Annotated in this window: 19 protein-coding genes; 9 read left to right on the forward strand and 10 right to left on the reverse strand. The window is 64.3% G+C overall.

The window, feature by feature from the left end:
- The 5 genes from Q7V20_RS11900 to trmL all read left to right on the forward strand — a co-directional run bounded on the left by Q7V20_RS11900 (nucleotide 1) and on the right by trmL (nucleotide 6,008).
- Nucleotides 1-819, forward strand: coding sequence for an enoyl-CoA hydratase/isomerase family protein (locus Q7V20_RS11900; RefSeq protein WP_304791042.1), 819 nt, complete (start codon nucleotides 1-3; stop codon nucleotides 817-819).
- Between the two features lie 22 nt (nucleotides 820-841).
- A complete protein-coding gene (locus tag Q7V20_RS11905; RefSeq protein WP_304791044.1) occupies nucleotides 842-2,827 on the forward strand; it encodes an acetyl/propionyl/methylcrotonyl-CoA carboxylase subunit alpha in 1,986 nt (661 codons plus the stop codon).
- Nucleotides 2,824-3,729 carry a 3-keto-5-aminohexanoate cleavage protein gene (locus Q7V20_RS11910; protein WP_304791047.1) on the forward strand — a complete coding sequence of 302 codons (906 nt, stop codon included), beginning with the start codon at nucleotides 2,824-2,826 and terminating at the stop codon, nucleotides 3,727-3,729. Before Q7V20_RS11905 ends, Q7V20_RS11910 begins: the two co-directional genes overlap by 4 nt.
- A 155-nt stretch (nucleotides 3,730-3,884) precedes the next feature.
- Nucleotides 3,885-5,513 carry an HDOD domain-containing protein gene (locus tag Q7V20_RS11915; protein WP_304791050.1) on the forward strand — a complete coding sequence of 543 codons (1,629 nt, stop codon included), beginning with the start codon at nucleotides 3,885-3,887 and terminating at the stop codon, nucleotides 5,511-5,513.
- A gap of 24 nt (nucleotides 5,514-5,537) precedes the next feature.
- The gene (trmL, locus tag Q7V20_RS11920) at nucleotides 5,538-6,008 is read left to right on the forward strand and encodes a tRNA (uridine(34)/cytosine(34)/5-carboxymethylaminomethyluridine(34)-2'-O)-methyltransferase TrmL (RefSeq protein WP_304791053.1); all 471 of its coding nucleotides are present in this window, start codon (nucleotides 5,538-5,540) and stop codon (nucleotides 6,006-6,008) included.
- Here the strand turns inward: trmL and Q7V20_RS11925 are convergent.
- The 7 genes from Q7V20_RS11925 to glgB all read right to left on the reverse strand — a co-directional run bounded on the left by Q7V20_RS11925 (nucleotide 5,990) and on the right by glgB (nucleotide 16,893).
- On the reverse strand, nucleotides 5,990-7,018 hold the full coding sequence (locus tag Q7V20_RS11925; RefSeq protein ID WP_304791055.1) for an NAD(P)H-dependent glycerol-3-phosphate dehydrogenase: 1,029 nt from the start codon (nucleotides 7,016-7,018) through the stop codon (nucleotides 5,990-5,992). The genes trmL and Q7V20_RS11925 overlap by 19 nt on opposite strands.
- A 13-nt stretch (nucleotides 7,019-7,031) precedes the next feature.
- Nucleotides 7,032-7,499 carry a protein-export chaperone SecB gene (gene secB, locus Q7V20_RS11930; RefSeq protein WP_304791058.1) on the reverse strand — a complete coding sequence of 156 codons (468 nt, stop codon included), beginning with the start codon at nucleotides 7,497-7,499 and terminating at the stop codon, nucleotides 7,032-7,034.
- 153 nt (nucleotides 7,500-7,652) lie between these two features.
- Nucleotides 7,653-8,837, reverse strand: coding sequence for an amylo-alpha-1,6-glucosidase (locus tag Q7V20_RS11935; protein WP_304791061.1), 1,185 nt, complete (start codon nucleotides 8,835-8,837; stop codon nucleotides 7,653-7,655).
- A gap of 74 nt (nucleotides 8,838-8,911) precedes the next feature.
- Nucleotides 8,912-9,595, reverse strand: a complete 684-nt coding sequence (locus tag Q7V20_RS11940; protein WP_304791064.1) for a hypothetical protein — start codon at nucleotides 9,593-9,595, stop codon at nucleotides 8,912-8,914.
- A gap of 12 nt (nucleotides 9,596-9,607) precedes the next feature.
- On the reverse strand, nucleotides 9,608-12,952 hold the full coding sequence (treS, locus tag Q7V20_RS11945) for a maltose alpha-D-glucosyltransferase (RefSeq protein WP_304791067.1): 3,345 nt from the start codon (nucleotides 12,950-12,952) through the stop codon (nucleotides 9,608-9,610).
- A 10-nt stretch (nucleotides 12,953-12,962) separates the two neighbouring features.
- A complete protein-coding gene (locus Q7V20_RS11950; RefSeq protein WP_304791070.1) occupies nucleotides 12,963-15,023 on the reverse strand; it encodes an alpha-1,4-glucan--maltose-1-phosphate maltosyltransferase in 2,061 nt (686 codons plus the stop codon).
- A complete protein-coding gene (glgB, locus tag Q7V20_RS11955) occupies nucleotides 15,001-16,893 on the reverse strand; it encodes a 1,4-alpha-glucan branching protein GlgB (RefSeq protein WP_304791073.1) in 1,893 nt (630 codons plus the stop codon). The genes Q7V20_RS11950 and glgB overlap by 23 nt, the downstream gene beginning before the upstream one ends.
- 164 nt (nucleotides 16,894-17,057) lie before the next feature.
- On the opposite strand from glgB, the gene Q7V20_RS11960 reads away from it, so the two are divergent.
- Nucleotides 17,058-17,687, forward strand: a complete 630-nt coding sequence (locus Q7V20_RS11960; RefSeq protein ID WP_304791076.1) for a L,D-transpeptidase — start codon at nucleotides 17,058-17,060, stop codon at nucleotides 17,685-17,687.
- Between the two features lie 40 nt (nucleotides 17,688-17,727).
- Here Q7V20_RS11960 and Q7V20_RS11965 read toward each other — a convergent pair whose 3' ends face one another.
- A complete protein-coding gene (locus Q7V20_RS11965; RefSeq protein ID WP_304791079.1) occupies nucleotides 17,728-18,087 on the reverse strand; it encodes a hypothetical protein in 360 nt (119 codons plus the stop codon).
- 204 nt (nucleotides 18,088-18,291) lie between these two features.
- Here Q7V20_RS11965 and metE point away from each other — a divergent pair, with 204 nt between their 5' ends.
- Nucleotides 18,292-20,676, forward strand: coding sequence for a 5-methyltetrahydropteroyltriglutamate--homocysteine S-methyltransferase (gene metE, locus Q7V20_RS11970; protein ID WP_304791081.1), 2,385 nt, complete (start codon nucleotides 18,292-18,294; stop codon nucleotides 20,674-20,676).
- A 22-nt stretch (nucleotides 20,677-20,698) separates the two neighbouring features.
- On the opposite strand, the gene Q7V20_RS11975 is transcribed toward metE, so the two are convergent.
- Complete coding sequence (locus tag Q7V20_RS11975; protein ID WP_304791084.1) at nucleotides 20,699-22,111, reverse strand: hypothetical protein; 1,413 nt, start codon at nucleotides 22,109-22,111, stop codon at nucleotides 20,699-20,701.
- Between the two features lie 103 nt (nucleotides 22,112-22,214).
- Complete coding sequence (locus Q7V20_RS11980; protein ID WP_304791087.1) at nucleotides 22,215-22,871, reverse strand: TetR/AcrR family transcriptional regulator; 657 nt, start codon at nucleotides 22,869-22,871, stop codon at nucleotides 22,215-22,217.
- Between the two features lie 115 nt (nucleotides 22,872-22,986).
- Here Q7V20_RS11980 and Q7V20_RS11985 point away from each other — a divergent pair, with 115 nt between their 5' ends.
- Together Q7V20_RS11985 and Q7V20_RS11990 are read left to right on the forward strand one after the other, a co-directional pair.
- Nucleotides 22,987-24,114, forward strand: coding sequence for an HlyD family secretion protein (locus Q7V20_RS11985; protein WP_304791090.1), 1,128 nt, complete (start codon nucleotides 22,987-22,989; stop codon nucleotides 24,112-24,114).
- A 10-nt stretch (nucleotides 24,115-24,124) separates the two neighbouring features.
- A complete protein-coding gene (locus tag Q7V20_RS11990) occupies nucleotides 24,125-25,729 on the forward strand; it encodes a DHA2 family efflux MFS transporter permease subunit (RefSeq protein WP_304791093.1) in 1,605 nt (534 codons plus the stop codon).
- The last annotated feature ends 4 nt before the right edge of the window (nucleotides 25,730-25,733 follow it).

The raw sequence follows: 25,733 nt of genomic DNA on the forward strand, positions 1-25,733 counted from the left end.
ATGACGACCGCTTCCACGATGAGCACGCTGCTGTTGCAGCAATCGGGCGGCGTGTTGAGCATCACGCTCAACCGCCCTGAAGTGCGCAACGCCATGTCCCTGGCCATGGTCAATGAACTGATCCAGGCCCTGGCCCAGGCCGAGCAGGACACCGGTGTGCGCGTGGTGGTGCTGCGCGGTGCGGGCGGCCATTTCTGCGCCGGTGGTGATTTGCAGGACATGGCCAAAGCCCGCATGGCCTTGCCCGAGCCGGGTGTGGACGCTGCGGCCGAGGTCAATGCGCAGTTCGGTCGTTTGTGCCTGGCCTATGCCCGCTCCAGCCTGCCCATCATCACCGTGCTGGAAGGCACGGTGATGGGCGGTGGCTTCGGCCTGGCCTGCGTGTCCGACGTGACCTTGGCTTTGGGCAATGCGGTGTTCCGCTTGCCCGAAACCTCGCTGGGCGTGATCCCGGCGCAGATCGCACCCTTCCTGGTCGAGCGCATCGGTTATGCCGAGGCCAAGCGCCTGTCGGTGACGGGTGGCAAGGTCTCGGCCGACGAAGCCCTGGTGATTCGCCTGGTGCACGAAGTGCATGCCGATGCCGCCTCGCTGGACGCCGCCTTGCGCCAGGTCATCGACCGCATCATGGGCTGCGCGCCGGGTGCCATTGCCGCCACCAAGACCCTGCTGGCACGCACGCGTTTCGAGCCGCCGCAGGAGCTGATCCAGGACGCGGCCGCGATGTTCTCGCGCGCCGTGCAAAGCCCCGAAGGCGTGGAGGGCACGACGGCCTTCATCCAGAAACGCAAACCCAACTGGGTTCTGCAAGCAAGCTGAACAGGTCATTGATCGAGACACCATGCTTAACAAAATCCTGATCGCCAACCGGGGCGAGATCGCCTGCCGCGTGATTCGTACTGCGCGCAAGCTGGGCTACCGCACCGTGGCCGTCTACAGCGATGCCGATGCGCAAGCGCCCCATGTGGACCTGGCCGACGAGGCCGTGCACATCGGTGGGTCGGCCGCCAGCGAGTCCTACCTGCGCATTGATGCGATCCTCGATGCCGCGAAGAAGACCGGCGCTGACGCCATCCACCCCGGCTACGGTTTCCTGTCCGAGAACGAAGCCTTCGCGCAAGCCTGCCTTGACGCGAACGTGATCTTCATCGGACCGCCGCCACAAGCCATCCATGCCATGGGCGACAAGGCCAGAGCCAAGAAGCTGATGATCGAGGCCAAGGTGCCGACCGCGCCCGGCTACCTGGGTGAGAACCAGGATGACCAGCACCTGATCAACGAGGCTGAAAAGCTGGGTTACCCCCTGTTGGTCAAGGCCGTGAGTGGCGGCGGTGGCCGGGGCATGCGTCTGGTCCACGCCAAAGATGAATTGGCACAGGCCATCGTCAGCGCCCGCCGCGAAGCGCTAAGCGCCTTTGGCGACGGCACCCTGATGCTGGAGCGCCTGATCGAGAACGGCCGCCACATCGAGATCCAGGTGTTTGCCGATGCGCACGGCCACGCCGTCTACATCGGCGAGCGCGATTGCAGCGCACAGCGCCGCCGCCAGAAAGTGATCGAAGAGGCGCCATCGCCCATCGTCAGCCCCGAGATGCGCGCCAGCATGGGCCGCGATGCCGTGGCCGCGGCATTGGCCATCGGCTACCGGGGCGCGGGCACCATCGAGTTCATCGTCGATGCCGAGCTGAACTACTACTTCCTGGAGATGAACACGCGCCTGCAGGTTGAGCACCCCGTCACCGAAATGATCTCGGGCCTGGACCTGGTGGAGTGGCAGTTGCGCGTGGCTGCGGGCCAACCCTTGCCGCTCACGCAGGATCAGATCACCTTGACGGGCCACGCCATCGAAGCGCGCTTGTACACCGAGGACCCCTACGCCGATTTCGCGCCGCAGACGGGCCCGATCCGCTGGTGGCGCCCCGAGCGCGCACTGCACGAGGGCGTGCGCATCGACGGTGGTATCCGCGAGGGCGGCGAAGTCACGCCCTTTTACGATCCCATGGTGGCCAAGCTCATCGTGCATGGTCGTGACCGCGACGACGCCATCCGCCGCCTGATTGCCACGTTGGACGATGCGCCCCTGCTGGGTCTGCGCAACAACAGCCGTTTCCTGCGCGACCTGATCGATAGCCAGGCTTTCCGCGATGGCGCCATGACCACGGCCCTGATTGACCAGTGGGGCCTGGACCAACAGCCCATCCTGGACCGCCCGGTGGCCAGCAACGAGGCCTGGCTGATCGCCGCCGCCGCACACGCCCTCAAAGGCCGTGAAGATGCCACCGCCAAGACCCTGCGGTCGGCCAGCGTCACCGATTACGAACTGCAACTCGCTTGCGATGGCGTGCAACACCGCCTGCACATCCGCCCGGGTCCGCAAGGCGCCATCACACTGAGCATCGACAAAGACCCGACTGCGCACAGCCTGCGCCTCATCGGCCACGACGATGGCACCCTGCGCTACGAGATCGACGGCGTGCGCAAGCGCCTGCTGGCCGTCTGGGTGGACAAGGCCCTGCACCTGGTCATCCAGGCCGCGACCTTTGTCTTCACCGAAGTCTCGCCCTGGCCCAGCAAGGACGTGGCCAACGACCCCAGCCGCGCGGTCTCACCCGTGGCCGGCGTCGTGGCGCAGGTGCTGGTCAAGCCGGGTGACACCGTCACCGAAGGCCAGCCGCTGCTCAGCGTCGAGGCCATGAAGATGGAAATGTGGCTCAGCGCGAAGGCGCCGGGCGTGGTCAAGGCCGTTCACGTTGCCGTGGGCGAGCAAGTGCAATCCCAGGCCCTGCTCCTTGAGCTGGACCTGACCGACACCTCAAAGGAATCATGATGGACAAAGCCATCCTCACTTGCGCGCTCACCGGCGTGTTGACCGACCCCACGCAGCACCCCGTGCCAGTCACGGCCGCTGAAATGGCCGCTGCCGCGCGCGAGGCCTACGACGCCGGCGCCTCGATCATGCACGTGCACCTTCGCCAGCAAACGCCCGGCATGGGCCGCTTCCCATCGTGGGATCCCGAGGTTGCCGCTGAGATCGACACCGCCATCCGCGAAGCCTGCCCCGGCGTCATCATCAACTTGACCACGGGCGTGGTGGGCCAGGACATCTCAGGCCCCGTCGCCTGCATCCGCCGTGTGCGCCCCGAGATCGCCGCCTGCAACGCGGGCAGCCTGAACTACCTGAAGATCAAGGAGAACGGGCAGTGGGCCTGGCCACCCATGCTGTTCGACAACACGGTGGACAAGGTCAAAGGCATGCTGGATGTGATGCACGAGACGCACACCCGCCCCGAGTTCGAATGCTTCGACGTGGGCATCGTCCGGTCGGTGGGCATGTTCCGCAAGGCGGGCATGACGGAGCACTTGGAGTACAACTTCGTGATGGGCGTGGCCTCGGGGATGCCGGTGGACGCCGATTTGCTCAAACTGCTGGTCAAGTACCGCGAGCCCGGCACCGTGTGGCAAACCACCCTGATTGGCCGCGAAGAGATCTGGCCGGTGCACCAGGCCACGGCCGACCTGGGCGGCATGCTGCGCACCGGCGTGGAGGACACCTTCTACCTGCCCGGCGGCGCCCGCACCACCGGCAATGGCCAGTTGATCGAAGCGCTGGCGGCCTGCGCCCGCAACGCCGGCCGCGAGGTCGCCTCGCCCCAGGAAGCCCGCGCACTGCTAGGCTTGCGCGCCCAGGCGCTGCACGGCGCGCACCTGACCGACGCCACACCGGCGTGAGGGTTCCGCCTCGCTGCACTTGACGGCGGGGCGGGGCTCAGGTCAAGTCCCGGGTAGGCTCGAAATAAGCCCCCGGCTGTCCGATATTTCCAGGTTTAGGCTTGGTCGCGCTGGGGTCCAATGAGGCAAATCCTCTTGAAGATTGCGCGCACCCCATGTCGGCCACCCCGTCTGCCCCTGAAGTCTCTGGTGAAAACCCCGCCGTCACCCTGGACTACCTGCTGCGGCGCATGCGCCACAAAAGCGATTTCCCGACTTTGTCGGCCTCGGTCTCGCGCATCCAGTCCCTGTCTGAATCCGAAAACGAAAGCCTGGGCGGCCTGTGCGACGAGATCCTCAAAGACGTTGCGCTGACCCAGAAACTGCTGCGCCTGATCAACACGCCACACTACCGCCGCGGTGGGGGCGACGCCATCAGCACCGTTTCGCGGGCCGTGTCCCTGATCGGCCTGGCCGGTGTGCGCAACCTGGCCCTGTCCCTGATGCTCGTCGAGCACATGGAGGACAAGAAGCACGCCCAGCAGCTCAAGGAAGAGTTCTTGCGCACCGTGATGGCCGGCACCTTGGCCAGCGAGCTGTGCACCAATTCGCGCGATGCAGAAGACGCCTTCATTGGCTCGCTGTTCCGCAACCTGGGCCGCCTGCTGGCCGAGTTCTACCTGCCTGATGAAGCCGTGGAGGTGCGCGAGTTGTCCCGCCCCGCGCCTGACGGCACCCCGGCCGGCATGACCGAGGCGGCCGCTTCAGCCCAGGTGCTGGGGATGCCTTTTGAGGACCTGGGCCAGGCCGTGGGCCAGACCTGGACCTTGCCCGACCGCCTGCTGAACACCATGAAGGCGCCCACCGGCACCGTGCCCAACCGCTCCATGCTGGGCAAGCCCGAGCACCAGTCGTGGCTGGCCACGCTGGCCAACGCGGCCGCCGACGCCATGCTGTTCTCGCCACCCGAAGAGCTGGGCAAGCGCCTGACCATCCTCAACCAGAAGTACACAGCTTCGCTTGAGCTCAAGCCCGACGCCGTGCAGGAAGCCGCAGCCCGCGCGCGTAAACGCCTGACCGAGCTGACCAAGGCACTCAAGCTGGAGTTGCCCAAGAATGCCCAGGCCGAACGCTTGCTGGACCATTTTTACGTGGACGCGCCCAACGCGGGCCAGACCGAAGGCCCCGCCCCCGAGGCCCTGGGCCTGGCCCACACGGACTCCGAAGGCGAGCTGGACCGCGACCAGGTGGTCATGGCTAAAAACTCGGCCGATGTGCTCACCAGCGGCATCCAGGACATCACCAACACCATGGTCGATTCCTTCAAGCTCAACGACATCCTGCGCATGATCCTCGAGACGATCTACCGCGCACTCGATTGCCGCCGCGTGATCTTCTGCATGCGCGATGCCAAGACCATGCAACTGATCGGCCGCATCGGCCTGGGCCATGGGGCCGAGGGCATGAAATCGGCTTTCCAGATCCCCTTGAAGCTGGCCCCCGGCGCGCAGGCCGATCTGTTCACGGCGGTCAGCCTGAAGGGCGCCGACACGCTCATTTCCGACGCCAGCGCCGAGGCCATCCTGAACCGCCTGCCCGTGTGGTTCCGCGACCGCGTTCAGGCGCCCACCTTTTTGCTCCTGCCCATGTCCATGAAGCACCAGGGCAAGGACATGGTGCTGGGCCTGATCTACGCCGACAAGGCCCAGGCCGGCAGCCTGCAGATCAGCGAGAAAGACCTGTCGTTGCTGCGCACCCTGCGCAACCAGGCCGTGATGGCCTTCAAGCAAACGACCGGGGGATAGGCTCGTGTGGATAATCGCGGACATATGTTCCGCATCGTCCTCGTCGAACCTGAAATCCCGCCCAACACCGGCAATGTGATCCGCCTGGCGGCCAACACCGGCTGCGAGTTGCACCTCATCGAGCCCCTGGGGTTTTCGATGGACGACAAGCTGCTGCGCCGCGCCGGCCTGGATTACCACGAGCACGCCCCCGTGCGCCGCCACGCCCACTGGCAGGCCTTCATCGACGCCGTGCAGCCCGACCGCTCTCGCATGTTTGCCTTCACGACGCGGGGCAGCCGCCTGCTGGGTGACTTCCAATGGCAAGCGGGCGATTGGCTGGTGTTTGGCTGCGAGACGCGTGGCCTGGACCCGGCCCTGCGCGAGCAGTTTCCCGAAAGCCAACGCGTGCGGCTGCCGATGCTGCCCGAGCAGCGCAGCCTGAACCTCAGCAATGCCGTGGCCGTGGCCGTGTTCGAGGCCTGGCGCCAGAACGGTTATTCGAACGGGGTTTGAACGCGCACGCCCGCGGTTTCGGCCTTGGCCTCGCGGCTCATCAGCGCTCCCACGGCTTTGGCGGGCGTGATGCGGCCTTCCAGCACGGCCACCACGGCCTCGGTGATGGGCATGGCCACGTCCAGGGCCTTGGCGCGCTGCAGCACCGTGGCGGCGCTGTAAACGCCTTCAGCCACGTGGCCCAGGTCGGACAGGATCTGCGCCAGGGGCAGGCCTTCGGCCAGCTTGAGGCCCACCGTGCGGTTGCGAGACAGGTTGCCCGTGGCGGTCAGCACCAGGTCGCCCAGCCCTGACAGGCCCATGAAGGTGTCGGTTTGCGCGCCCAGGGCCACGCCCAGGCGGGTCATCTCGGCCAGGCCCCGCGTGATCAGCGCTGCGCGGGCGTTCAGGCCCAATTGCATGCCGTCCACGATGCCCGTGGCAATCGCCAGCACGTTCTTGACCGCGCCACCCACTTCGACGCCGATCGGATCGTTGGAGGTGTAGACGCGCAGGCTGTCGCTGTGGAAGGCGGCCACCGCCTGGTCGCCCAGGGTGGTGTCGAAACTGGCGGCCACCAGCGCGGTGGGCTGATTGGCCGCGACCTCGTTGGCGAAGCTGGGCCCGGACAAGACGCCGCAGCGCGCATGCGGCCGCAGCGCCATCGCAATCTCGTGGCCCAGGCGCCCGGTGCCTTTTTCAAAGCCCTTGCACAGCCACAGCGCGGCCACATCCGCAGGCAGGGATTGCAGCATGCCATCCAGCGCCGCCATGGGCGTGCCGATGATCACCAGGCCGCCATGCTGGCCCCGTGCGCGCGAATGCACCACGGCCTCGTTCAGGTCGTGCGTCACGCGCAGGGCGTCGGGGAAGGGCGAATTCGGCAGGTAGCGGGCATTGCGCCGCGCAGCCTGCATGTCGCGCGCCTGGGCCTGGTCGCGAGCCCAGAGCAGCACATGGGGGTTGTGGCGGGCGGCGCTGATGGCCAGCGCCGTGCCCCAGGCCCCCGCTCCCAGAACCGTGAGGTTCATCCCGGCAAAAGGATCAGGAGTTCAGGGCTTGAGGCGCACCGGCAGCGGCTTGCTGCAACTGGGCTTCGTACATGGCCTGGAAGTTGACTTCGGTCAGGTGCACGGGCGGGAAGCCGGTGCGGTTGATGATGTCGGCCACGGTGGCGCGCAGGTAGGGGTACACGATCTGTGGGCAGGCGATGGCCACGATGGGCTGCATCTGCTCTTGCGGCACGTTGCGGATCTCGAAAAGACCGGCTTGCTTGGCTTCCACCAGGAACAGCACCTTGTCGTTGACCTTGGTGGTCACCGTGGCGGTGACGGTGATCTCGAACAGGCCGTCCTTGACTTCTTCGGCGTTCAGGTTGAGCTGCACGTCAACCTGGGGTTGGCCTTGCTCCAGCAGGATGGCGGGCGCGTTGGGCTGTTCCAGCGACAGATCCTTCAGGTAGATGCGTTGGATGTTGAAGGAGGGTTGGCCGTTGTTGGCTTGGTCGGTCATGGTGAATCCTTGGAATGAAGCGCAGCTGTCAATTGAGCTGCGCCAGACAGAAGAGGTGATCGGGCTGGATTATGGCCCAGCCGTATGAACGTCTTTGTCATAAGGTATGTCATGGTGGCTGCTGCGGCGCAGCATGTGGAGGAGGGGCTGCCGTCAGGGGTGCTGGCCCAAAGCCTTCTGCGCCATCAAATAAGCCGCCGCATTCCAGCTCTGCCCCGCCATGCCCATGGGTTTCAGCGTTTGCCCATGGAACCATTCGGTGAAGCGCCAGTCGTCCAGGCTGTTGACGTGGGCCAGCTTGGCCAATTCCTGCTCGGCCAGTGCACGCTTGCCCATCTCAGCCAGGGCCAGGGCCCAGAAGCCGCCGATGAAGGGCCAGATGCCGCCGTTGTGATACTGGTGCGGGTGGTTCTGCTGGTGGCGGCCCATGTAGGCGCGCCACAGTTCGTGGTCGGTATCGATGGGGGTGGTCACCGCACGAGCTGGGTAGGGATTGGTCACCTCCGCCGTCTGCAAGGTCTTCATGACTTCTTGCGCCATCGAATCGCCCGCCAGGCCATAGAGCACGGCCAAAATGTTGCCAAACACATCGCCTTCGTCGCCCACGAAGGACAGGTTGACGAAGCTGAGGTACAGGCCTGGGTTGCGCTGGCCGCGCCGCGCGTAGTGGCTCAGCAGGCGGCCACGGCGGTACTCGGGCAGGTCGCGCTTGAAGGGGTGGAACAGGTGGTTGAAGTGGTAGTGCGTCTCTTCAAGGCGGGGCAGCTCGAACAGCAGCTTGACGCGGTACCACAGGGCGTTGGTGTACAGCACGAAGCCGGAGCGCGGCATGATGTCGGCCCAGTCGCTGGCCTCGTTCTGCTGCAGCAAAAAGAACTTCTGGTGCTCTTGGGCCATCAGCCAGTTGATGGCCAGGGCCACCTGGGGTTGCCAGCGTTCGGCCATGCCCGGCAACTGGCCGTGGCGGCGCACGTGGTCCACCGCGATCAGCCACCAAAGCGTGGCGTCGATGCAGCCCAGGTACCAGAAGTCGGCGTCCTGCCCTTCGGGGTCCACGTACTTGGGGATCTGGCCGTTGCGGGCTTGCAACTCGGCCAGCGAATCGAGGCTGGCCACGGCGCCTTGCTCCAGCGCAGCATCGCCGCTGCCCGCCATGGCCAGCACGCAAATGGCGGCATCGCGGCCAAACACGCGGGTGTAGCTGCGCGCTTCGGCGGCCTCGGTGCGGCTGGCCGCCAGGATGCCGCGTGGGGTGAGGTTGCGTCGCAGCAAATCCAGTGATTCGCGGGTGCAGCGGTTCACCAAGGTTTCTTGATCCAGGCAATGGCTTTCGTTCATGGTGGTCTCCAACGCTGCAACATCAGCATGTTGAGGCCAAGCGCACCAGATCGACCCTGAGAAAAGCCAGCGAATCAGGGAATCTTGTCGCGCTTGCTGGTGGGCCACCACTCTTCCAGGCGGGCCGCAGCCCATTCTCGCCCACCCAGCCCGAAAGCCAAAGCGATGGCCAGGACGATGCCGCCCAGCACGATGAGGAAGGCATCGCGGATGATGGTGCCGCCCACTTCCATCTGGTCCAGCGCGATCATCACCACAAAGGCCATGATGGCGTACCGGGCCAGCCGGGACAGCGAGTCGCCATCGCGGATGTCGGCGTTCTCGCAGTAGGTGTAGACGGCGTTGGCCACGAAGCGCGCAAAGTAGGCGCCAAAGGCCAGGATCAACAGCGCCACGATGACCTTGGGCACGAACCACATCACACGGCCCAGCAATTCGGTCACGTGGGTCAGGCCCAAGCCATTGAAGGCCACCACCAGCGCGATCAGGATGACCAGCCAGTAAGCCAGCAGGCCGAACAGTTCCACCGTGTCGATCAGGGTGCCGCCTTTTTTGAGGAAGCTGTCCATGCCCGAGCGTTTGGTCAGAATGTGGAAGTTGATGGCGCGCAGGCCGCGCTGGATGGCAAAGCGCGCGGCCTTGGCCAGCAGGATGCCCAGCAGCATGACCACGATGGCCACGCCCAGGCGGGGCAGGAAGGCGCCCAGCTCAAACAGGAAGGCCCTGACAGGTTCCAGGTACACGTCGACTCTTTCCATGGATTGGTTCTCCTAGCCCGGCATCTGGAGGATGCCGAGGATGCCCTGCAGCGGGATGCGCACCCAGTCGGGGCGATTGTTCAGCTCATAGCGCAGTTCGTACAGTGCTTTTTCAAGTTCGAACAAGCCTAACAAACCTTGGCCCACCTCCAGGGATTCGTGCAGGCCAGCGACTTGGGTGGCCTGGGCATAGGCGCTCAGGAAGGTGCGCCTGGCCTGGGTTTCCCATTCGGCTGCGAAGGGCGCCAGCGTGTTCCGCTCTTCATCGTTCATGGCCGAGTCACGCAGTGCACTCACGCGGGCATAGCTGAAGGAGCGCAGCATGCTGGCCACGTCGCGCAAGGGCGATTGCTTGATGCGCCGCTCGGCGAAGCTGCGGCCCGGTTCGCCTTCGAAGTCGATGATGACGAAATCGTTCTTGGTGAGCAGGACCTGGGCGAGGTGGAAATCGCCGTGGAAGCGCGTCTTGAGGGCGTGGGGCGTGCCGGTGGTGAAGTGTTCGATGCGCCGCTGGATGTCGTGGCGCGCAGCCAGCACCTGGTGGGCTTCGCGCTGGGCTTCGACGGTGTCCAACTGGCTCAGGCTGTTCTCGAGCAGCAAGAGCACGGAGCGGGCATCGGTGCTGATGTGCTGGCGGTAGGCCTGCAGGTCGGCAGCGGTCAGGGCTTCGGGCTCGAAGGCCGGGTCGCCCGTGCGTTGGGCAAAGGCCCGGTGCAGCTGCGCAGTTCGCAAGCCCAGGGTGTCGACCAGGGCCAGGTAGGCACCGTGCACGCCTTCGGGCACGGACTCCAGGCTGGTGCGGCGCATTTCCAGGTAGCGCTGCAGGTAGCCTGTGGTGTAGGCCCAGCCATCGCCCTGGTTGGGCACATAGGCTTGCACGATGGCCAAGGTCATGAAGTTGCCGTTGTTGGCGGTGTACTCCAGCACACCGGCCACGGGCACGCAGTTTGGGAATTGGGCAACCTCGCTGAGGAAACGGCCGATCTCCACCTCCGGGTTCACGCCCACACGGATGCGGCGGTAGCCTTTGAGGAACAGCCTTTCGTTCACGGTGACGATGGTGTTGCTGCTTTGCGCTTGTGGCTTGCCAATGGGCAGGGCTTTGAGCTCATCGCCGACCAGGACGTTGAACAGGTCGGTGGCACGGAAGCGGAGTTGGCCCTGGTCGGTGTCCAGCGTCTGGTTGGTGGCGATGGCTTGCAGCAGTGCGCGGCAGAACACCTCGTCGGCAAAGGCGTCGGCCATCAGGCCCACGCTGGCTTGCTGGCGCACCCGTGCCACGGCGGACACCGCCAAGTGGCGCATGCGCTCTTCGTCCTTGTCTTCCCAGGCCATGGCCAGGGGCAGAAAATAGGCGGAGCCATCCTGGCCCGCACCATCAATGTCCACGATGGGCAGCAGCCAGCTGTGGCGGCCTGCTTCCCACACGGCGGAATCAACGATGCTCGCGCTTTTGATGGCCAAGCCTTTGGCGGCGTACCAGCGTTGCGCCTCGATGTAGCGCGGCAGCATTTGATTTTCAAACTGGGCGCGGGTCTTGACGGCCAGGCCAATGCGCCAGGGCACAACCTGGTCACGGAAGAGGCTGAGCCAGCCATCGAACAGCACCAGCACGGGCAACTCTTCGGCAGTTGTTTGCTCGCGGTGCCAACTGGGCACGCTGACATCGGTGCTCAGCTTGAACCAGTAGAAGCCATGGGCTGGGATGGTGAGCAGGTAGGGCAGGTCGCCCACGGGCGGGAAGGCGGTGCGGCCCAGCATCTCGACCGGCACGCGGCCTTTGAAGCGCGACAGGTCGAGCTCGACCGGTTGGGCCGAACGGCTGAGGTTGGCCACGCACAGGATCGAGTCGTCCCCATGCTCACGAAGATAAGCCAGCACCTTGCGGTTGCCCGGCTTGAGGAAGTTGAGTTCGCCGCGTCCAAAGGCCTGGCTGGTCTGGCGCACGGCCAGCATGCGGCGCATCCAGTTGAGCAGCGACGATGGATCTCGCATCTGCGATTCGACGTTGACGGCCTGGTAGCCGTACACCGCGTCCATGATGGGCGGCAGGTACAGGCGCTGCGGGTCGGCGCGCGAGAAGCCGGCGTTGCGGTCGGGGCTCCATTGCATGGGGGTGCGCACGCCGTTGCGGTCACCGATGAAGACGTTGTCACCCATGCCCAGTTCATCGCCGTAATAGATGATGGGCGAACCCCGCATCGACAGCAGCAGGCTGTTCATCAGCTTGATGGTGTCGATGTTGTTTTCCATCAGGGGCGCCAGGCGGCGGCGGATGCCCAGGTTGATGCGCGCACGCGGGTCGGCCGCGTAGGTGTTGTACATGTAGTCGCGCTCTTTGCTGGTCACCATCTCCAGCGTGAGCTCGTCGTGGTTGCGCAAAAAGATGGCCCACTGGCAGCTGTCGGGGATGTCCGGCGTCTGCTGCATGATCTCGGTCACCGGGAAGCGGTCTTCCTGGGCGATGGCCATGTAGATGCGTGGCATCAGCGGGAAGTGGTAGGCCGCGTGGCACTCGTCGCCATCGCCGAAGTAGTCGCGCACGTCTTCGGGCCACTGGTTGGCCTCGGCCAGCAGGAAGCGGTTCTGGTAGCTGGCGTCGATGGCGGCGCGCAGTTGCTTGATGATGCCGTGCGTCTCGGGCAGGTTCTCGTTGTTGGTGCCGTCGCGCTCGATCAGGTAGGGGATGGCATCAAGCCGGAAGCCATCGACGCCCATGTCCAGCCAGAAGCGCATGGTCTTGAAGATGGCCTCCAGCACCAGCGGGTTGTCGAAGTTCAGGTCAGGCTGGTGGCTGAAGAAGCGGTGCCAGTAGTAGGCCTTGGCGATCGGGTCCCAGGTCCAGTTCGACGTTTCGGTGTCGGTGAAAATGATGCGGGTGCCGAGGTACTTCTGGTCGGTGTCGCTCCACACATAGAAGTCGCGCTCTGGCGAGCCGGGGGGCGCATGGCGCGCGGCCACGAACCAGGGGTGCAGGTCGGAGGTGTGGTTGATGACCAGCTCGGTGATCACCTTGAGGTCGCGCTTGTGCGCTTCGGCCAGCATCAGCTTGAAGTCGTCCAGCGTGCCGTACTGCGGGTGGATGTCGTCGTAGCCGGAGATGTCGTAGCCATCGTCGCGCAAGGGCGAGGGGTAGAAGGGCATCAGCCAGATGGTGTTGACGCCGAGGTCTTTCACGTAATCCAGTTTGGCGGCCACGCCTTTGAAGTCACCCATGCCATCGTCGTTGGAATCGAAGAAGGCCTTGACGTTGAGCTGGTAAATGACCGCGTCTTTGTACCAGAGGGCGGCGTCGGCCTGCGGGGTGGTGGCGCCTTGTTCGGCTTCTTCGAGGTGCGGTGTTCGCGGTGCGTTCATCTAAGCGCTCTCAGGCGAAGTTGTCGAAGTGGCGTTCATCTTGGACCCGCTTTCGCAAACGGAAGACATGGGCGGGCGTTTGCTTCGGGTCCAGTATGACGAAGTTGCGCCAACCTTGCCAGGTGAAGCGTTGGTCGCTCAGCAGGTCGTGCACCTCGTACTGGGAGGTCGGTTCGAGCTTCAAGGTGTCAGCGTCCAGGGTGACCCAGCCAGATTGGGGGTTGTGTGGATCCAGGTTGACGATGACCAGGATGGTGTTCTGGCCATCCGCCGTTTGCTGGGCCGTCTGCTTCGAATAAGCGATGAGCTGGTCGTTGTCGGTGTGAAAGAAGCGGAGGCTGTGGTTGGACTGCAGCGCTGGGTTGTCGCGGCGGATGCCGTTGACCTTGGCGATGAGCGGGGCCAGGCTGTCGGGCCGGGCCACGTCCCAGTCGCCCCAATGGCGCAGCTGGTACTTCTCGGAGTTGAGGTACTCCTCGCTGCCGGGGCCGCGAGGAGCGCTGTCCAGCAGTTCGTAGGCGGGGCCATAGATGCCATAGCTGGCTGACAAGGTGGCGGCCAGCACCAGGCGCAGCGCGAAGACTGCTCGGCCGCCAGCGTGCAGGTGCTCGCTCAGGATATCGGGCGTGTTGGGCCAGACATTGGGGCGGAAGTAATCCTTGCCTGGGCCTTGCGACAGCTCGGTGAAGTACTCGGTCAACTCTTGCTTGGTGTTGCGCCAGGTGAAGTAAGTGTAAGACTGCGAATAGCCCAGCTTGGCCAGGCGGTGCATGACCTTGGGCCGCGTGAAGGCCTCGGCCAGGAACAGCACCTCGGGATGGTCGCGTTTGATGGTGGTAATGGCCCATTCCCAGAAGGGGAAGGCCTTGGTGTGGGGGTTGTCCACACGGAAAATGGTCACGCCTTCGCTGATCCAATGATCGAACACGCTTTTCAGTTCAAGCCACAGGGCGCGCCAGTCCTCGGTCTCGAAGTTGAAGGGGTAGATGTCCTGGTACTTCTTGGGCGGGTTTTCGGCGTATTGCACGGTGCCATCGGGCCGCCAGCGGAACCACTCGGGGTGGGTCTTGACATAAGGGTGGTCTGGCGCGCACTGGAACGCGATGTCCATGGCGATCTCCTGGCCCAGTTCGTGCGCTTTGCTGACCAGGGATCGGAAGTCTTCCCAAGTGCCCAGCTCGGGCAGCAGGTCTTTGTGGCCGCCTTCCAGTGAGCCAATGGCCCAGGGGCTGCCAACATCACCAGGCTCGGTGCTCAAGGCATTGTTGCGGCCTTTGCGCTTCTCGCGGCCAATGGGGTGGATGGGCGGGAAGTACAGCACATCGAAGCCCATCTCGGCCACGTAGGGCAGGCGGGCTTCGACGTCCTTGAAGGTGCCATGCTGGCCAGGCTGTGATGAGGCCGAGCGGGGGAAGAGTTCGTACCAACTGCTGTAGCGGGCGCGTTCACGGTCCGCGACCAGCGGCAGTTCAATGGGGAAGTGAACGGCCTGTTGGCGGTCGGGATGGCGCCGTGCCACGGCGGCCTGGTTTTCGTCCAATGCCAGCGCCTTGAGGGTCTGGGTGTCACTGTGGGGTTTGCGCAGCTGTTTGGCCCAGGACTTGAGCTCGGCCTTGTCCGTGGACTTGGCGCGCTTGGCGGCGTCTTCGATCAACTCGGCCCCCACTAGCGCGGCGATGCGGATGTCTTCTTCATCGACCCGTCGTGTCAACTCGTGGCGCCAGGATTCAAAGTGATCGACCCAGGCGACCGCGCTGTAGAAATAGCGGCCGGGTGCCTCGGGCGTGAAACTGGCAAGCCACTCGTCATTGCTGTCCAGCTTCATCTCCACTTCTTGCGAAGTAGCGTCTGCTTCAGCCCGCCAGCACAGCATCACGCGCAACACATCGTGCCCATCCGTGAAACAGTTGGCCTGGACGTGAACGGGCTCACCCGCGATGGCCTTGACGGCAAAGCGGCCTGCGTCCACCACCGGCAGCACCGCGTCGATCACGGCGCGTTGCCGGCCGGCCTCTTCAGGGATCAGGCCCCTGGTGCCGGTGCGCTGGCTAGAGGGTGTCCGTGTGGCCATGCGCTTCCAGTTTGAGGATGATGGTGGACAGGGGGGGCAGGACCAATTGCAAGGAATGCGGCCTGCCGTGCGATTCCTCGGGCCTGGTGTCGGCCCCGCCCAGGTTGCCCCAACCCGAGCCGCCAAATTCCTTGGCATCGCTGTTGAAGATCTCGCGCCAGTGGCCTGCGCTGGGCACCCCCACCTGGTAGTGCTCGCGGGGCAAGGGGGTCAGGTTCACCGCCACCAGCAAGGGCGCGGTGCCTGCTTGGCCCTTGCGCAGAAACACCACCACGGTGGCGCTCACGTCATTGCCTTCGATCCACTCAAACCCGGTGTCGGAGAAGTCGATCTGGTGCAGGGCCGGTTCGCTGCGGTAAACGCGGTTGAGCTCGCTGACCATGCGTTGAATGCCCTGGTGCGCCGGGTCTTGTGTCAAGCCCCAGTCCAATTGGCCTTCGTGCGTCCACTCGCGCTCTTGCGCGAACTCACCGCCCATGAACATCAGCTTCTTGCCCGGGTGCGTCCACATCAGGCCGTACATGGCGCGCAGGTTGGCAAAGCGTTGCCACGGGTCGCCGGGCATCTTGCCCAACAGCGAGCCTTTGCCATAGACCACCTCGTCGTGCGACAAGGGCAGCACGAAGTTCTCGTTGAAGGCGTAGACCAGCGAGAAGGTCAGTTTGCCCAGGTGGTATTTGCGGTGAATGGGGTCTTCGTGCATGAAGGCCAGGGTGTCGTGCATCCAGCCCATGTTCCACTTCATGCCGAAGCCCAGGCCGCCCATCGAAGTGGGCCGCGAGACCTGGGGCCAGGCGGTCGACTCTTCTGCGATGGTGACCACATCGGGGTGCTCGCGGTACACGGCTTCATTCAGCTTGCGCAAGAAATCGACAGCCTCGAGGTTCTCCTTGCCACCGTGCTGATTGGGGATCCATTCTCCCTCCTTGCGGGCGTAGTCCAGGTAGAGCATGGAGGCGACCGCGTCCACGCGCAGGCCATCGATGTGGTACTTCTCCAGCCAGAACAGGGCCGATGAGATCAAGAAGCTGCGCACCTCGCCGCGCCCGTAGTTGAAGATGCTGGAACTCCACTCGGGGTGAAAGCCCTGGCGGGGGTCGGCATGTTCGAACAGGTGGGTGCCATCGAAGTACTGCAGACCGTGCTCGTCGGTGGGGAAGTGCGAGGGCACCCAGTCCAGGATCACACCAATGCCGCGCTGGTGCAGGTGGTCCACGAAGTACATGAAGTCCTGCGGGGTGCCGTAGCGCGAGGTGGGGGCGAAGTAGCCTGTGGTCTGGTAACCCCACGATCCGTAGAAGGGGTGTTCGGTGATGGGCATCAACTCCACGTGCGTGAAGCCCATCTGCACCACGTACTCGGCCAGCGAGTGGGCCAGGTCGCGGTAGTTCACGGGGTCTTGGCTGCGCCGCCACGAGCCCGCGTGGAACTCGTAAATCGACATGGGCGCGTCCAGGCTGTTGCGCTGCTGCCGCTCGCTCATCCAGGCCTCGTCGCCCCAGGCGTATTGCAGAGACCAGACACGCGATCCCTGGGCGGGCGAGACTTCTGCATACACCGCGAATGGGTCGGCCTTGTCCGCGACATGGCGTCCACCCAGGCCATGGACTCGGTACTTGTAAGCCTGACCATGGCGAGCGTTTGCGGCCGCACCCTCCCACACCCCACTGCGGTCGGGGCGCGCCGTCAAGGGGTCGGCCTGCTCGTCCCAGTGGTTCCAGTCACCGATGACCGAAACACGGGCGGCATTGGGTGCCCAGACGCGAAACTTCGCGCCTTCCTGCTCATGCCGCAAGTGGCAACCCATCTTGTCATGCAGCCTGGCATGAGTGCCTTCGCCAAACAGGTACAGGTCTTGGTCGGTCAACACGTTGTGGTGTGCTCCATGGTTCTCTTGCTCTGATGACTTGCTGAGTCTGAGCAATTGGCGTTCCCGGTGCTGAGGCAATGCGCTCCCCTCGGATCGGGATTTTTTTCCGAACAATGTGCCGACGCACCAACATCACTTGGGAACGCCAGTTGCTATGACGGGGAATGAACATCAAAACCAATGCCGTGGCGTTTGGCCTGGCCTGTGCAGCGTTGATGACCCCGGCCGCCTGGGCGGTTGGTAAGCCGACGGTGTCTGTTCAAGACCTGGCCGATTCGGTGGTGAAAACGCATGACAGCCATGGGCAACCTTTTGCCGTCATTGACAAGGTTCAAGCCAGGTTGTTCGTGTTCCAGCCTGATGGGCGAATCCACGGCTCTTCGCCCATCTTGCTGGGCAGCGCGCGGGGGGATGATTCGGTGCCGGGCATCGGCCTGCGCAAGATGGAAGACATCCGCCCTGCCGAACGCACCACGCCCGCCGGTCGTTTCTTGATCGAGCCAGGCCGTAATGCCCAGGGGGAAGACATCTTCTGGATTGACTACGACGCGGCGGTCTCCATGCACCGGGTGCGGGCCACCAATCCCAAAGAGCGTCGGCTCGCGCGCCTGGCCACGGCCACGCCAGCCGACAACCGCATCTCCTATGGCTGCATCAACGTGCCGGTGGCTTTCTTCAACACGGTGGTGAAGCCGGTGTTCCAAGGGCGACAGGGCGTGATGTACGTGCTGCCTGAAACCCGCCCAGCGCAGACGGTATTTTCTGCCCTGAAAGCGAACAAGCCGGGCTCGTGACCCGGCTTGTTGCTTCAGCTGATGCCGAGTGTCAGTTCACTCAGTTGCGGTCAGCGCGCGGTGGGCGATCAGGGCTGATCACCGTGGCAGGTGCAGCGGTTTCATTGGTGCCGGCGGCGGTGGCTGGCATGTTGTTCAGGCCGTCATTGGCGGTGGCCCCGGTGTTTTGCTCAAGGTTGGTGCTGCTGTTGTTCTGGTTGTTCACCGAGTTCGCACGGTTGTCCATGGTGGGGCTCATGCCCGAGTTCGTTGGCGTGTTGATCGTGCCATTGGTGGTGCTGCTGGGGTTGGTCGCAGAACCTTGGCCCGTGGTCGACGATTGCGCGTAAGCGAAGCCAATGCTGCCAGCCAAAGCGGCGGTCACGGCGGTGATGGTCAAGCCTTTGTTCAGTTTGCTCATGGTGTTTCCTCAGATAGTTGATGGACCCTTCTGCAGTGGCAATGCGCGTACCCACCACGCCTTCACGCCATGAATTTTCCTCATCGCAGATCAGCATTTTTGGTATGAATGAAATTCAACTCATCGTGAAAATATGTCGCTTGATTCAAATTGACCGTTTGCGCAGACTGCGAAGCATCCCAACTCATTCCTCAGAGAGCTTCCATGGCCCGCACCCACATCCTTGGTTTTCCGCGCGTTGGCGCCCACCGCGAACTCAAGTTCGCGCAAGAGTCTTTCTGGCGCGGCGAATCTGACGAGTCCGCCTTGCGCCAGGTGGGAGCGCAACTGCGCCAGCGCCATTGGCAGGCACAGAAAGACGCGGGCCTGAGCACCGTGGCCGTGGGTGATTTCGCCTGGTACGACCAGATGCTGTCGACCTCCGCCTTGTTGGGAGCATTGCCCAGGCGCTTTGGCTTCGACGCCCGGCAACTGAGCCTGGGCCAGTACTTCGAGCTGGCGCGCGGCAACCAGGCCCAGCCTGCCATGGAGATGACCAAATGGTTCGACACCAACTACCATTACCTGGTCCCCGAGCTGGACGCGCAAACCACCTTTGACGGTGGCGTGGACTGGTTGTTCGACGAGATCGGCGAAGCCCTGGCGCAAGGCCTGGCCATCAAGCCCGTGCTGATCGGCCCGATCACCTACCTGTGCTTGTCGAAGTCGCACGTGGCGGGCTTTGACCGCTTGAGCTTGTTGCCCAAGATCGTGGCGGCCTACCAGCGCATCCTCACCCGCCTGGCCGACTTGGGCATTGGCTGGGTGCAGATCGACGAGCCCGCCTTGTGCCTGGACCTGGACGCCAACTGGCGCGCGGCCTTTGCCCCGGCGTATGCCGACCTGGCCGGGACGGGCGTCAAGCTGCTGCTGGCCACTTACTTCGACACGGCCGCAGACCACGCCGTGCTGGCCGCGCAGTTGCCGGTGCAAGGCTTTCACATCGACCTGGTGCGGGCGCCGCAGCAGCTTGATGCCTGGCGCCAGGTGCTGCCCAAGGAGGCGGTGCTGTCGGTGGGCGTGGTCGATGGCCGCAACATCTGGCGCACCGACTTGCGCCGCGTGCTCACCCTGTTGCAGCCGCTGCAAGCCGAGCTGGGCGATCGCCTCTGGGTGGCACCATCGTGCTCCCTGTTGCACACGCCGGTGTCATTGGCCAGTGAGCCCAAGCTGGATGTCGAGATCAAATCCTGGCTGGCCTTTGCCACCGAGAAACTGGGCGAGTTGCAGGTACTGGGGCAAGCCCTGAACCAGGGTGAAGCCGCCGTGGCCACCGAGCTGGCCGCCTCCGATGCCGCGCAGGTTTCACGTCGCCAATCCAGGCGCGTGGTCAACGAGGTGGTGCAAAAGCGCCTGGCAGCCGTGACCACCAGCATGGCCCACCGCGCCAGCCCCTTTGCCCAACGCATTGACAAGCAGCGCCAAGCCTTGCAACTGCCGCCGCTGCCCACCACCACCATCGGTTCCTTCCCGCAGACAGCCGCCATTCGCCAGACCCGTGCCGCCCACAAGCGCGGTGAGCTGAACGCGCTGGACTATCTGCAACGCATCCGCAGCGAGATCGAGCTGGCCGTGCGCAAGCAGGAAGAGCTGGGTCTGGACGTGCTGGTGCACGGCGAGGCCGAACGCAACGACATGGTCGAGTACTTCGGCGAGCAACTGTGGGGCTACGCCTTCACCGAGAACGGCTGGGTGCAAAGCTATGGCTCACGCTGCGTCAAGCCGCCCATCATCTACGGCGACGTGTTCCGCCCCGAGCCGATGACGGTGGAAACCACCCGCTATGCCCAGTCGCTGACCGACCGCCTGATGAAGGGCATGCTCACCGGCCCGGTGACGATGCTGCAATGGTCGTTCGTGCGCGACGACCAGCCCCGCGAGACCACCGCTTTGCAACTGGCCCTGGCCATCCGCGAAGAAGTGTCCGACCTGGAGAAGGCCGGCATCAAGGTGATCCAGATCGACGAGCCCGCCATTCGCGAAGGCCTGCCTTTGCGGCAGCGTGATTGGGCGGCTTACCTGGAGTGGGCCGTGCGCGCCTTCAAGATCTCGGCCGCCAGCGTGAAGGATGAAACCCAGATCCACACCCACATGTGTTACGCCGAGTTCAACGACATCCTGCCGTCCATCGCGGCCATGGACGCCGATGTGATCACCATCGAGACCTCGCGCTCGGCCATGGAGCTGCTGGACGGCTTTGGGGCTTTTGACTACCCCAATGAGATCGGGCCCGGCGTGTACGACATCCACTCGCCGCGCGTGCCGGGTGTGGACGCCATGCTCAAGCTGCTGGAGCGCGCTTGTGAGGTGATTCCGCCGCAACGCCTGTGGGTCAACCCTGACTGTGGTTTGAAGACGCGTGGCTGGATCGAGACCGAGGCGGCCTTGTCCAACATGGTGAAGGCGGCCAAGGCCTTGCGCCTGAAGCTGGGTGAGCCAGGCGATGAGGCCTGGTTGCGCGTGGCGCCGCGCACAGGGGGCACCACCAAGCCGGCCCTTTCAAGCCATGCTCATGGTGCGGGCTGCAACGATTGCGGTCAGACCGCGTGACGCACCAGCCAGCGCTGGTCGCTCAAAGTTGGCGGAGAAAGGACACCAGGTCCCTTTTCTCCAGTGGCGTCAACTTGGTTCCCAGCACCAGGTTGAAGAACTCCACCGTGTCGTCCAGCGTCAGCAGGCGGCCATCGTGCAGATAGGGTGGTGAATCCTTGATGCCCCGCAATGGGAAAGTCTTGATGGGGCCGTCCATGTTGGCCAGGCGCCCGTTGACCAGGCGCGGTGCGAAGAAGCGCTCGGTCTTGAGGTTGTGCATCGAGTTGTCCGTGTAGTAGGGCGGCGCATGGCAGCTCGCACAGTTGGCCTTGCCAAAAAACAAGGCCTGGCCCCGCAGTTCGGCCGGGGTGGCCTTGGCCGGGTCCAGCTTGCCGTCGATGCCCAGCTTGGGGGCGGGCGGGAAATCCAGCAGGGCCTGAAGCTCGCCCATGAAGTGAACCTGGCTGCCCCGCTCCAGCACGTTCACGCCTTTCTTGGTGGCGATGATGGGATCGCCGTCAAAGTAGGCCGCGCGCTGCTCGAACTCAGTGAAATCCTCGACCGACTTGAGCGCACGCTGCGAGCCGAACAGGCGCTGGATGTTGACCCCGCGCAGCGACGGGGTGTCGATGCGGTGCCGGAACTCCTGCGGCCGCACGTCGCCCGCCAGGTGGGTCGAGGCATTGGTGTGGCCATTGGCATGGCAATCCAGGCAGGCCACGCCGCGGCTGGGCTTGACGGAACGGCGATCGTCAGTGACGTTGAATTGCTGCTGAGGGAAAGGCGTGAGCAGCAGCCGCATGCCTTCAAGCTGTTTGGGATTGAGCACGCCGTTGAAGAGCTTGAAGAAGTTGTTCAAGGTCACCAACTCGCCCTTGGACACGTCACCGAGGTCAGGCCGGGTCGTGAGGAAGATCGGGGCGGGGAACTCGGGCAGGAAGTGGTCGGCCAGGTCGAAGTCAAGGTCGAAACGGGTCAGGTCGCGGTCACCTTCCTGGCGTTTGATCTCATCAATGTGGAACCGAGGGAAGAGCATGCCGCCTTCCGGGTGGTTGGGGTGAGGCAGCGGCAGAAAGCCCTTGGGGAAGAGGTTGCGCGCCTTGATCTCGTCGCTGCTCATCCCGGCCAGTTGTTCCCAGGTCGTGCCGGCGGGCAGCTTGACGCGAACCCCGTCCTGGACCGGCTTGCCCTTGGTCATGGTGATGCCCGGTGCAGGACGGTTGGCCAGGTCATAACGCTCGGCCAGCAGATCGGCCTGGCGTTTCATGATGCCCGGCTTGGCGGCGCTCATGCGCGAGACCGTGGTATTGAAATCTTCCGTGATCACCACGGGCGCGTAACTGGAGGCCTTGCTGGCGGGTTCGCTGAAGACTGCCTGGGGCAGAAGGGTGCCCAGGCTGAGGGTGAGCAGGGCCGCTCTGCTCCGCAGATGGCTTGAAAAGTGAGATCCCATGCTTTTGTTCTCCATGCTTTGTTGAAAAGCCGGTGCTGGCGGGATGCTACTGCGCATGTCAGCCCATGGTGGCAAGCCCATGATGAACATGGGGCTTGACGGGTCAGCGCAGCACGCTGCGGTAGAACAGCGCCATGCGCTGGCGCCGGGCCTCGGCGCATTGCTCGGGCGTGCCTTCTTGCTGACCTCGCAGCACGCGTGAGAGCTGGTCGCCCAGCACGCAGTTGATCAGGTGCACGGGCAACTGGTCTTCGGGCAGGTCGTCCAGCAACTGAGCGCGCACATCAGGGCGTTGCAGGAAGCGCGCGATGGCTTCGCGCGTGACGTTCGGCCCCAAGGCGAAGAAGGTCTCGACCATTTGCGGATTGCCGCGTGCTTCGGCCGCCAGCATGCGCTGCAGCGCCACCGCTTCGGGTGAGGTCAACAGGCTGTAGAGCCGGGTCGCGAAATCGTCGAGCACCTCGCGGATGGGGCGCTGGTCTTTGTCCAGGTCCATGTCGGAGAAGAACTGGGCGCGCTTGTCCTGGAGCAGGGCGCTCAGCAGGCCCTGTTTGCCGCCGAACTTGATGTAGATGGTGCGCACGGCCACGCGGGCTTCGCGGGCAATCATCTCCAGGCTCACATTGCCGTAGCCCTTTTCCAGGAACAGGCGGCCTGCGGTGCGCTTGAGGTCTTCCAGCCGCGTTTCGACCTCGGCGGCTCGCGGGCGGCCCGCGCCCTTGGCGGGCGTTTTCTTGGCGGCAACGATCGTTCTGCTCATGGAATCGGACTTTACCCAATTATTTAATGAAATGAAAGCGTTTCATTTCTTGACACTGGCAGACCGGAGGCAAATAATGCGCTGACTCCATTTCATTTCCTAAAGAGTTCGAGCCATGCAAACTCAGGCCAAGACCGAACCCGTCACCCTCGTTGTCGCGCCCCCGGCTGCAGCACAGCCAGCGGACAAGCCGCCTTCCAAGGTGCGCGTTTTCGGCGTGCTGGGCGTGCTGATCCTGGCGGGCCTGGGCTTTGGCGGCCGCATGTACTGGCGCAGCCAGAATTTCGTCGAGACCGAGAATGCTTACGTGGCGGGCCATGTGCACCCCATCTCGGCCCGCATCGCTGGCGTGGTCACCAAGGTGCTGGTCGATGACAACCAGTTCGTGAAAGAAGGCCAGGTGATCGCCGAGCTCGACCCGGCCGACCAGGGCGTGAAGCTCGAGCAGATCCGCGCGCAAATCGCCTCGGTGGAGCAGCAGGTGCTGCAGGCCGATGCACAGACCGCGCAGGCGCGTGCGTCGGCCAGTGCCGCGCAGGCCCAGGTGGCGCAAGCGCAAGCCCAATCGCTGCGCGCCCAACAGGATGCCGAGCGCTATGGCCAGCTCTACAACACGCAGATGAAGGCCGTGGCCAAGTCCGAGCTGGACGCCGCCAACGCGGCCCGCACCGGCGCGCTGGCCGACGTGGCCGCCCGCAAAGACGCGGCCTTGGCCGCGCAGGCGCAGGTGGGCGCGGCCCAGGCAGCGCGCGAGGTGCTCAAGGCGCAGATCAAGGTGCTGCAGGCACAGGCCAAGGACGCCCAGCTGCAAGTGAGCTACAACCGAATCGTGGCGCCGGTCAGCGGCCGCCTGGGCAAACGCAATGTTGAGGTCGGCGCGCGCGTGCAGCCGGGCCAGCAACTGGCCGCCATCGTGGAAGACAAGGTCTGGGTCACCGCCAATTTCAAGGAAACCCAACTGGCGGGCCTCAAGACCGGCCAGGACGTGGACGTGGTGATCGATGCCTTGCCGGGCGAACATTTGAAGGCCAGGCTCGACAGCTTCTCGCCCGCCTCGGGCAACCAGTTCGCCTTGCTGCCCGCCGACAACGCCACGGGCAACTTCACCAAGATCGTGCAGCGCGTGCCCGTCAAGCTGACCTTCGCCGCTGCGGATCTGCAGCGCCTGGCTGGCCGCCTGGCGCCGGGCATGTCGGCCATGGCCGAAGTGGACCTGCGCCAGTCGGCTCAAGAACAACGCTGAGCGGCGCACCATGTCGAGCGCCGCCTCACCTCCTGCCCCCTTCGTGCCCGCGATGGCCGCGCCTGGCGAGCGCGTTGACCTGCGCACCTGGTTCGCCGTGGCGGCGGGCCTGTTGGGCGCCTTCATGGCGGTGCTGGACATCCAGATCACCAACTCCTCGCTGAAGGACATCCTCGGCTCGCTGTCGGCCACGCAGGAGGAAGGCTCGTGGATCTCGACCGCCTACCTGTGCGCCGAGATCGTCGTCATCCCCCTGACCGGGCTGATGGCGCGTGTGCTGGGTTTGCGCACCTACATGGTCGGCACCACGGCCTTGTTCCTGATCTGCTCGACCCTGTGCGGCGCAGCCTGGAACCTGCCCAGCATGATCGTGTTCCGCATGATGCAGGGCTTCACCGGTGGCGCCTTGATCCCCATGGCCCTGACCCTGGTGATGACCAAGCTGCCGCCATCGAAGCGGGCCGTGGGCATGGCCATGTTCGGCCTGACCGCCACGCTCGCGCCCACCCTGGGCCCCACGCTGGGTGGCTACTTGTCCGAGCTGTACGGCTGGCCCTCGATCTTCTACATCAACTGGGTGCCCGGCATTTTGTTGATCTTCGGCATCTTGTGGGGCCTGGACAAGGAAGGCCGCAACTGGTCGCTGTTGGCCACGGCAGACTGGGTGGGCATCGCCTTCATGGCCGTGGGCCTGGGCAGCCTGACCATCTTTCTGGAAGAGGGCAACTCCAAGGATTGGTTCGATTCGGACTTCATCCGCATCTTCGCCACCCTGGCGGCCGTGGGCTTGGTGGGCTGGGTGGCCACCAGCCTGCTGCGCGACGAGCCCTTTGTGAACCTGCGCCTGTACCTGCGCCGCAACTTCTTCGTGTCGGCCTTGCTGGCCGCGGTCACGGGCATGGCCTTGTACGGCTCGTCGTTCTTGCTGCCCTTGTACCTGGGCCAGATCGCGGGCTACACGCCCATGCAGATCGGCGAAGTGATCATGTGGGCGGGCTTGCCGCAGCTGTTCATCATGCCCGTGGCCGCCATCATGTCTTCACGCGTGGACAACCGGGTGATGTGCACCATCGGCCTGAGCCTGTTCGGCACCTCGTGCCTGATGAACGGCTTCATGGACGCCTCGGTGGGCTACGACCAGTTGCTGGCCTCGCAGGTGGTGCGTGCGTTGGGCCAGCCTTTCATCATGCTGACGCTGTCGAACTTCGCGATGTCGGGCATCTCGCCCAAGGACATGCCCTCGGCCTCCAGCCTGTTCAACATGACGCGCAACCTGGGCGGCTCCATCGGCATTGCCATGCTGGCCACCATGCTGACCAACCGCCAGCACTTCCACTCGGCGGTGTTGGGCGAATCGGTGTCGCTGATGTCCGATGCCACGCGATCGCGCCTGGACCAGTTGACGCAGGGCTTCATCGCCAGCGGCATCGACCCTGCGCGCGCCGCCGACCAGGCCATCGCGGTGATCGACCGCATCGTGCGCCGAGAGAGTTATGTGATGGCCTACAACGATGGCTTCTTGATGATGGCGGGCGTGCTGTTCGCCTGCATCGCCGTGCTGTGGTTCGCCGACAAGGTGAAGTCGCCATCAAGCGGCGGCGCCGGTGCCCATTGAGGTG

Origin of the sequence: Aquabacterium sp. (assembly GCF_030652515.1) — a bacterium.
Taxonomy (GTDB): Bacteria; Pseudomonadota; Gammaproteobacteria; order Burkholderiales; family Burkholderiaceae_C; genus Aquabacterium.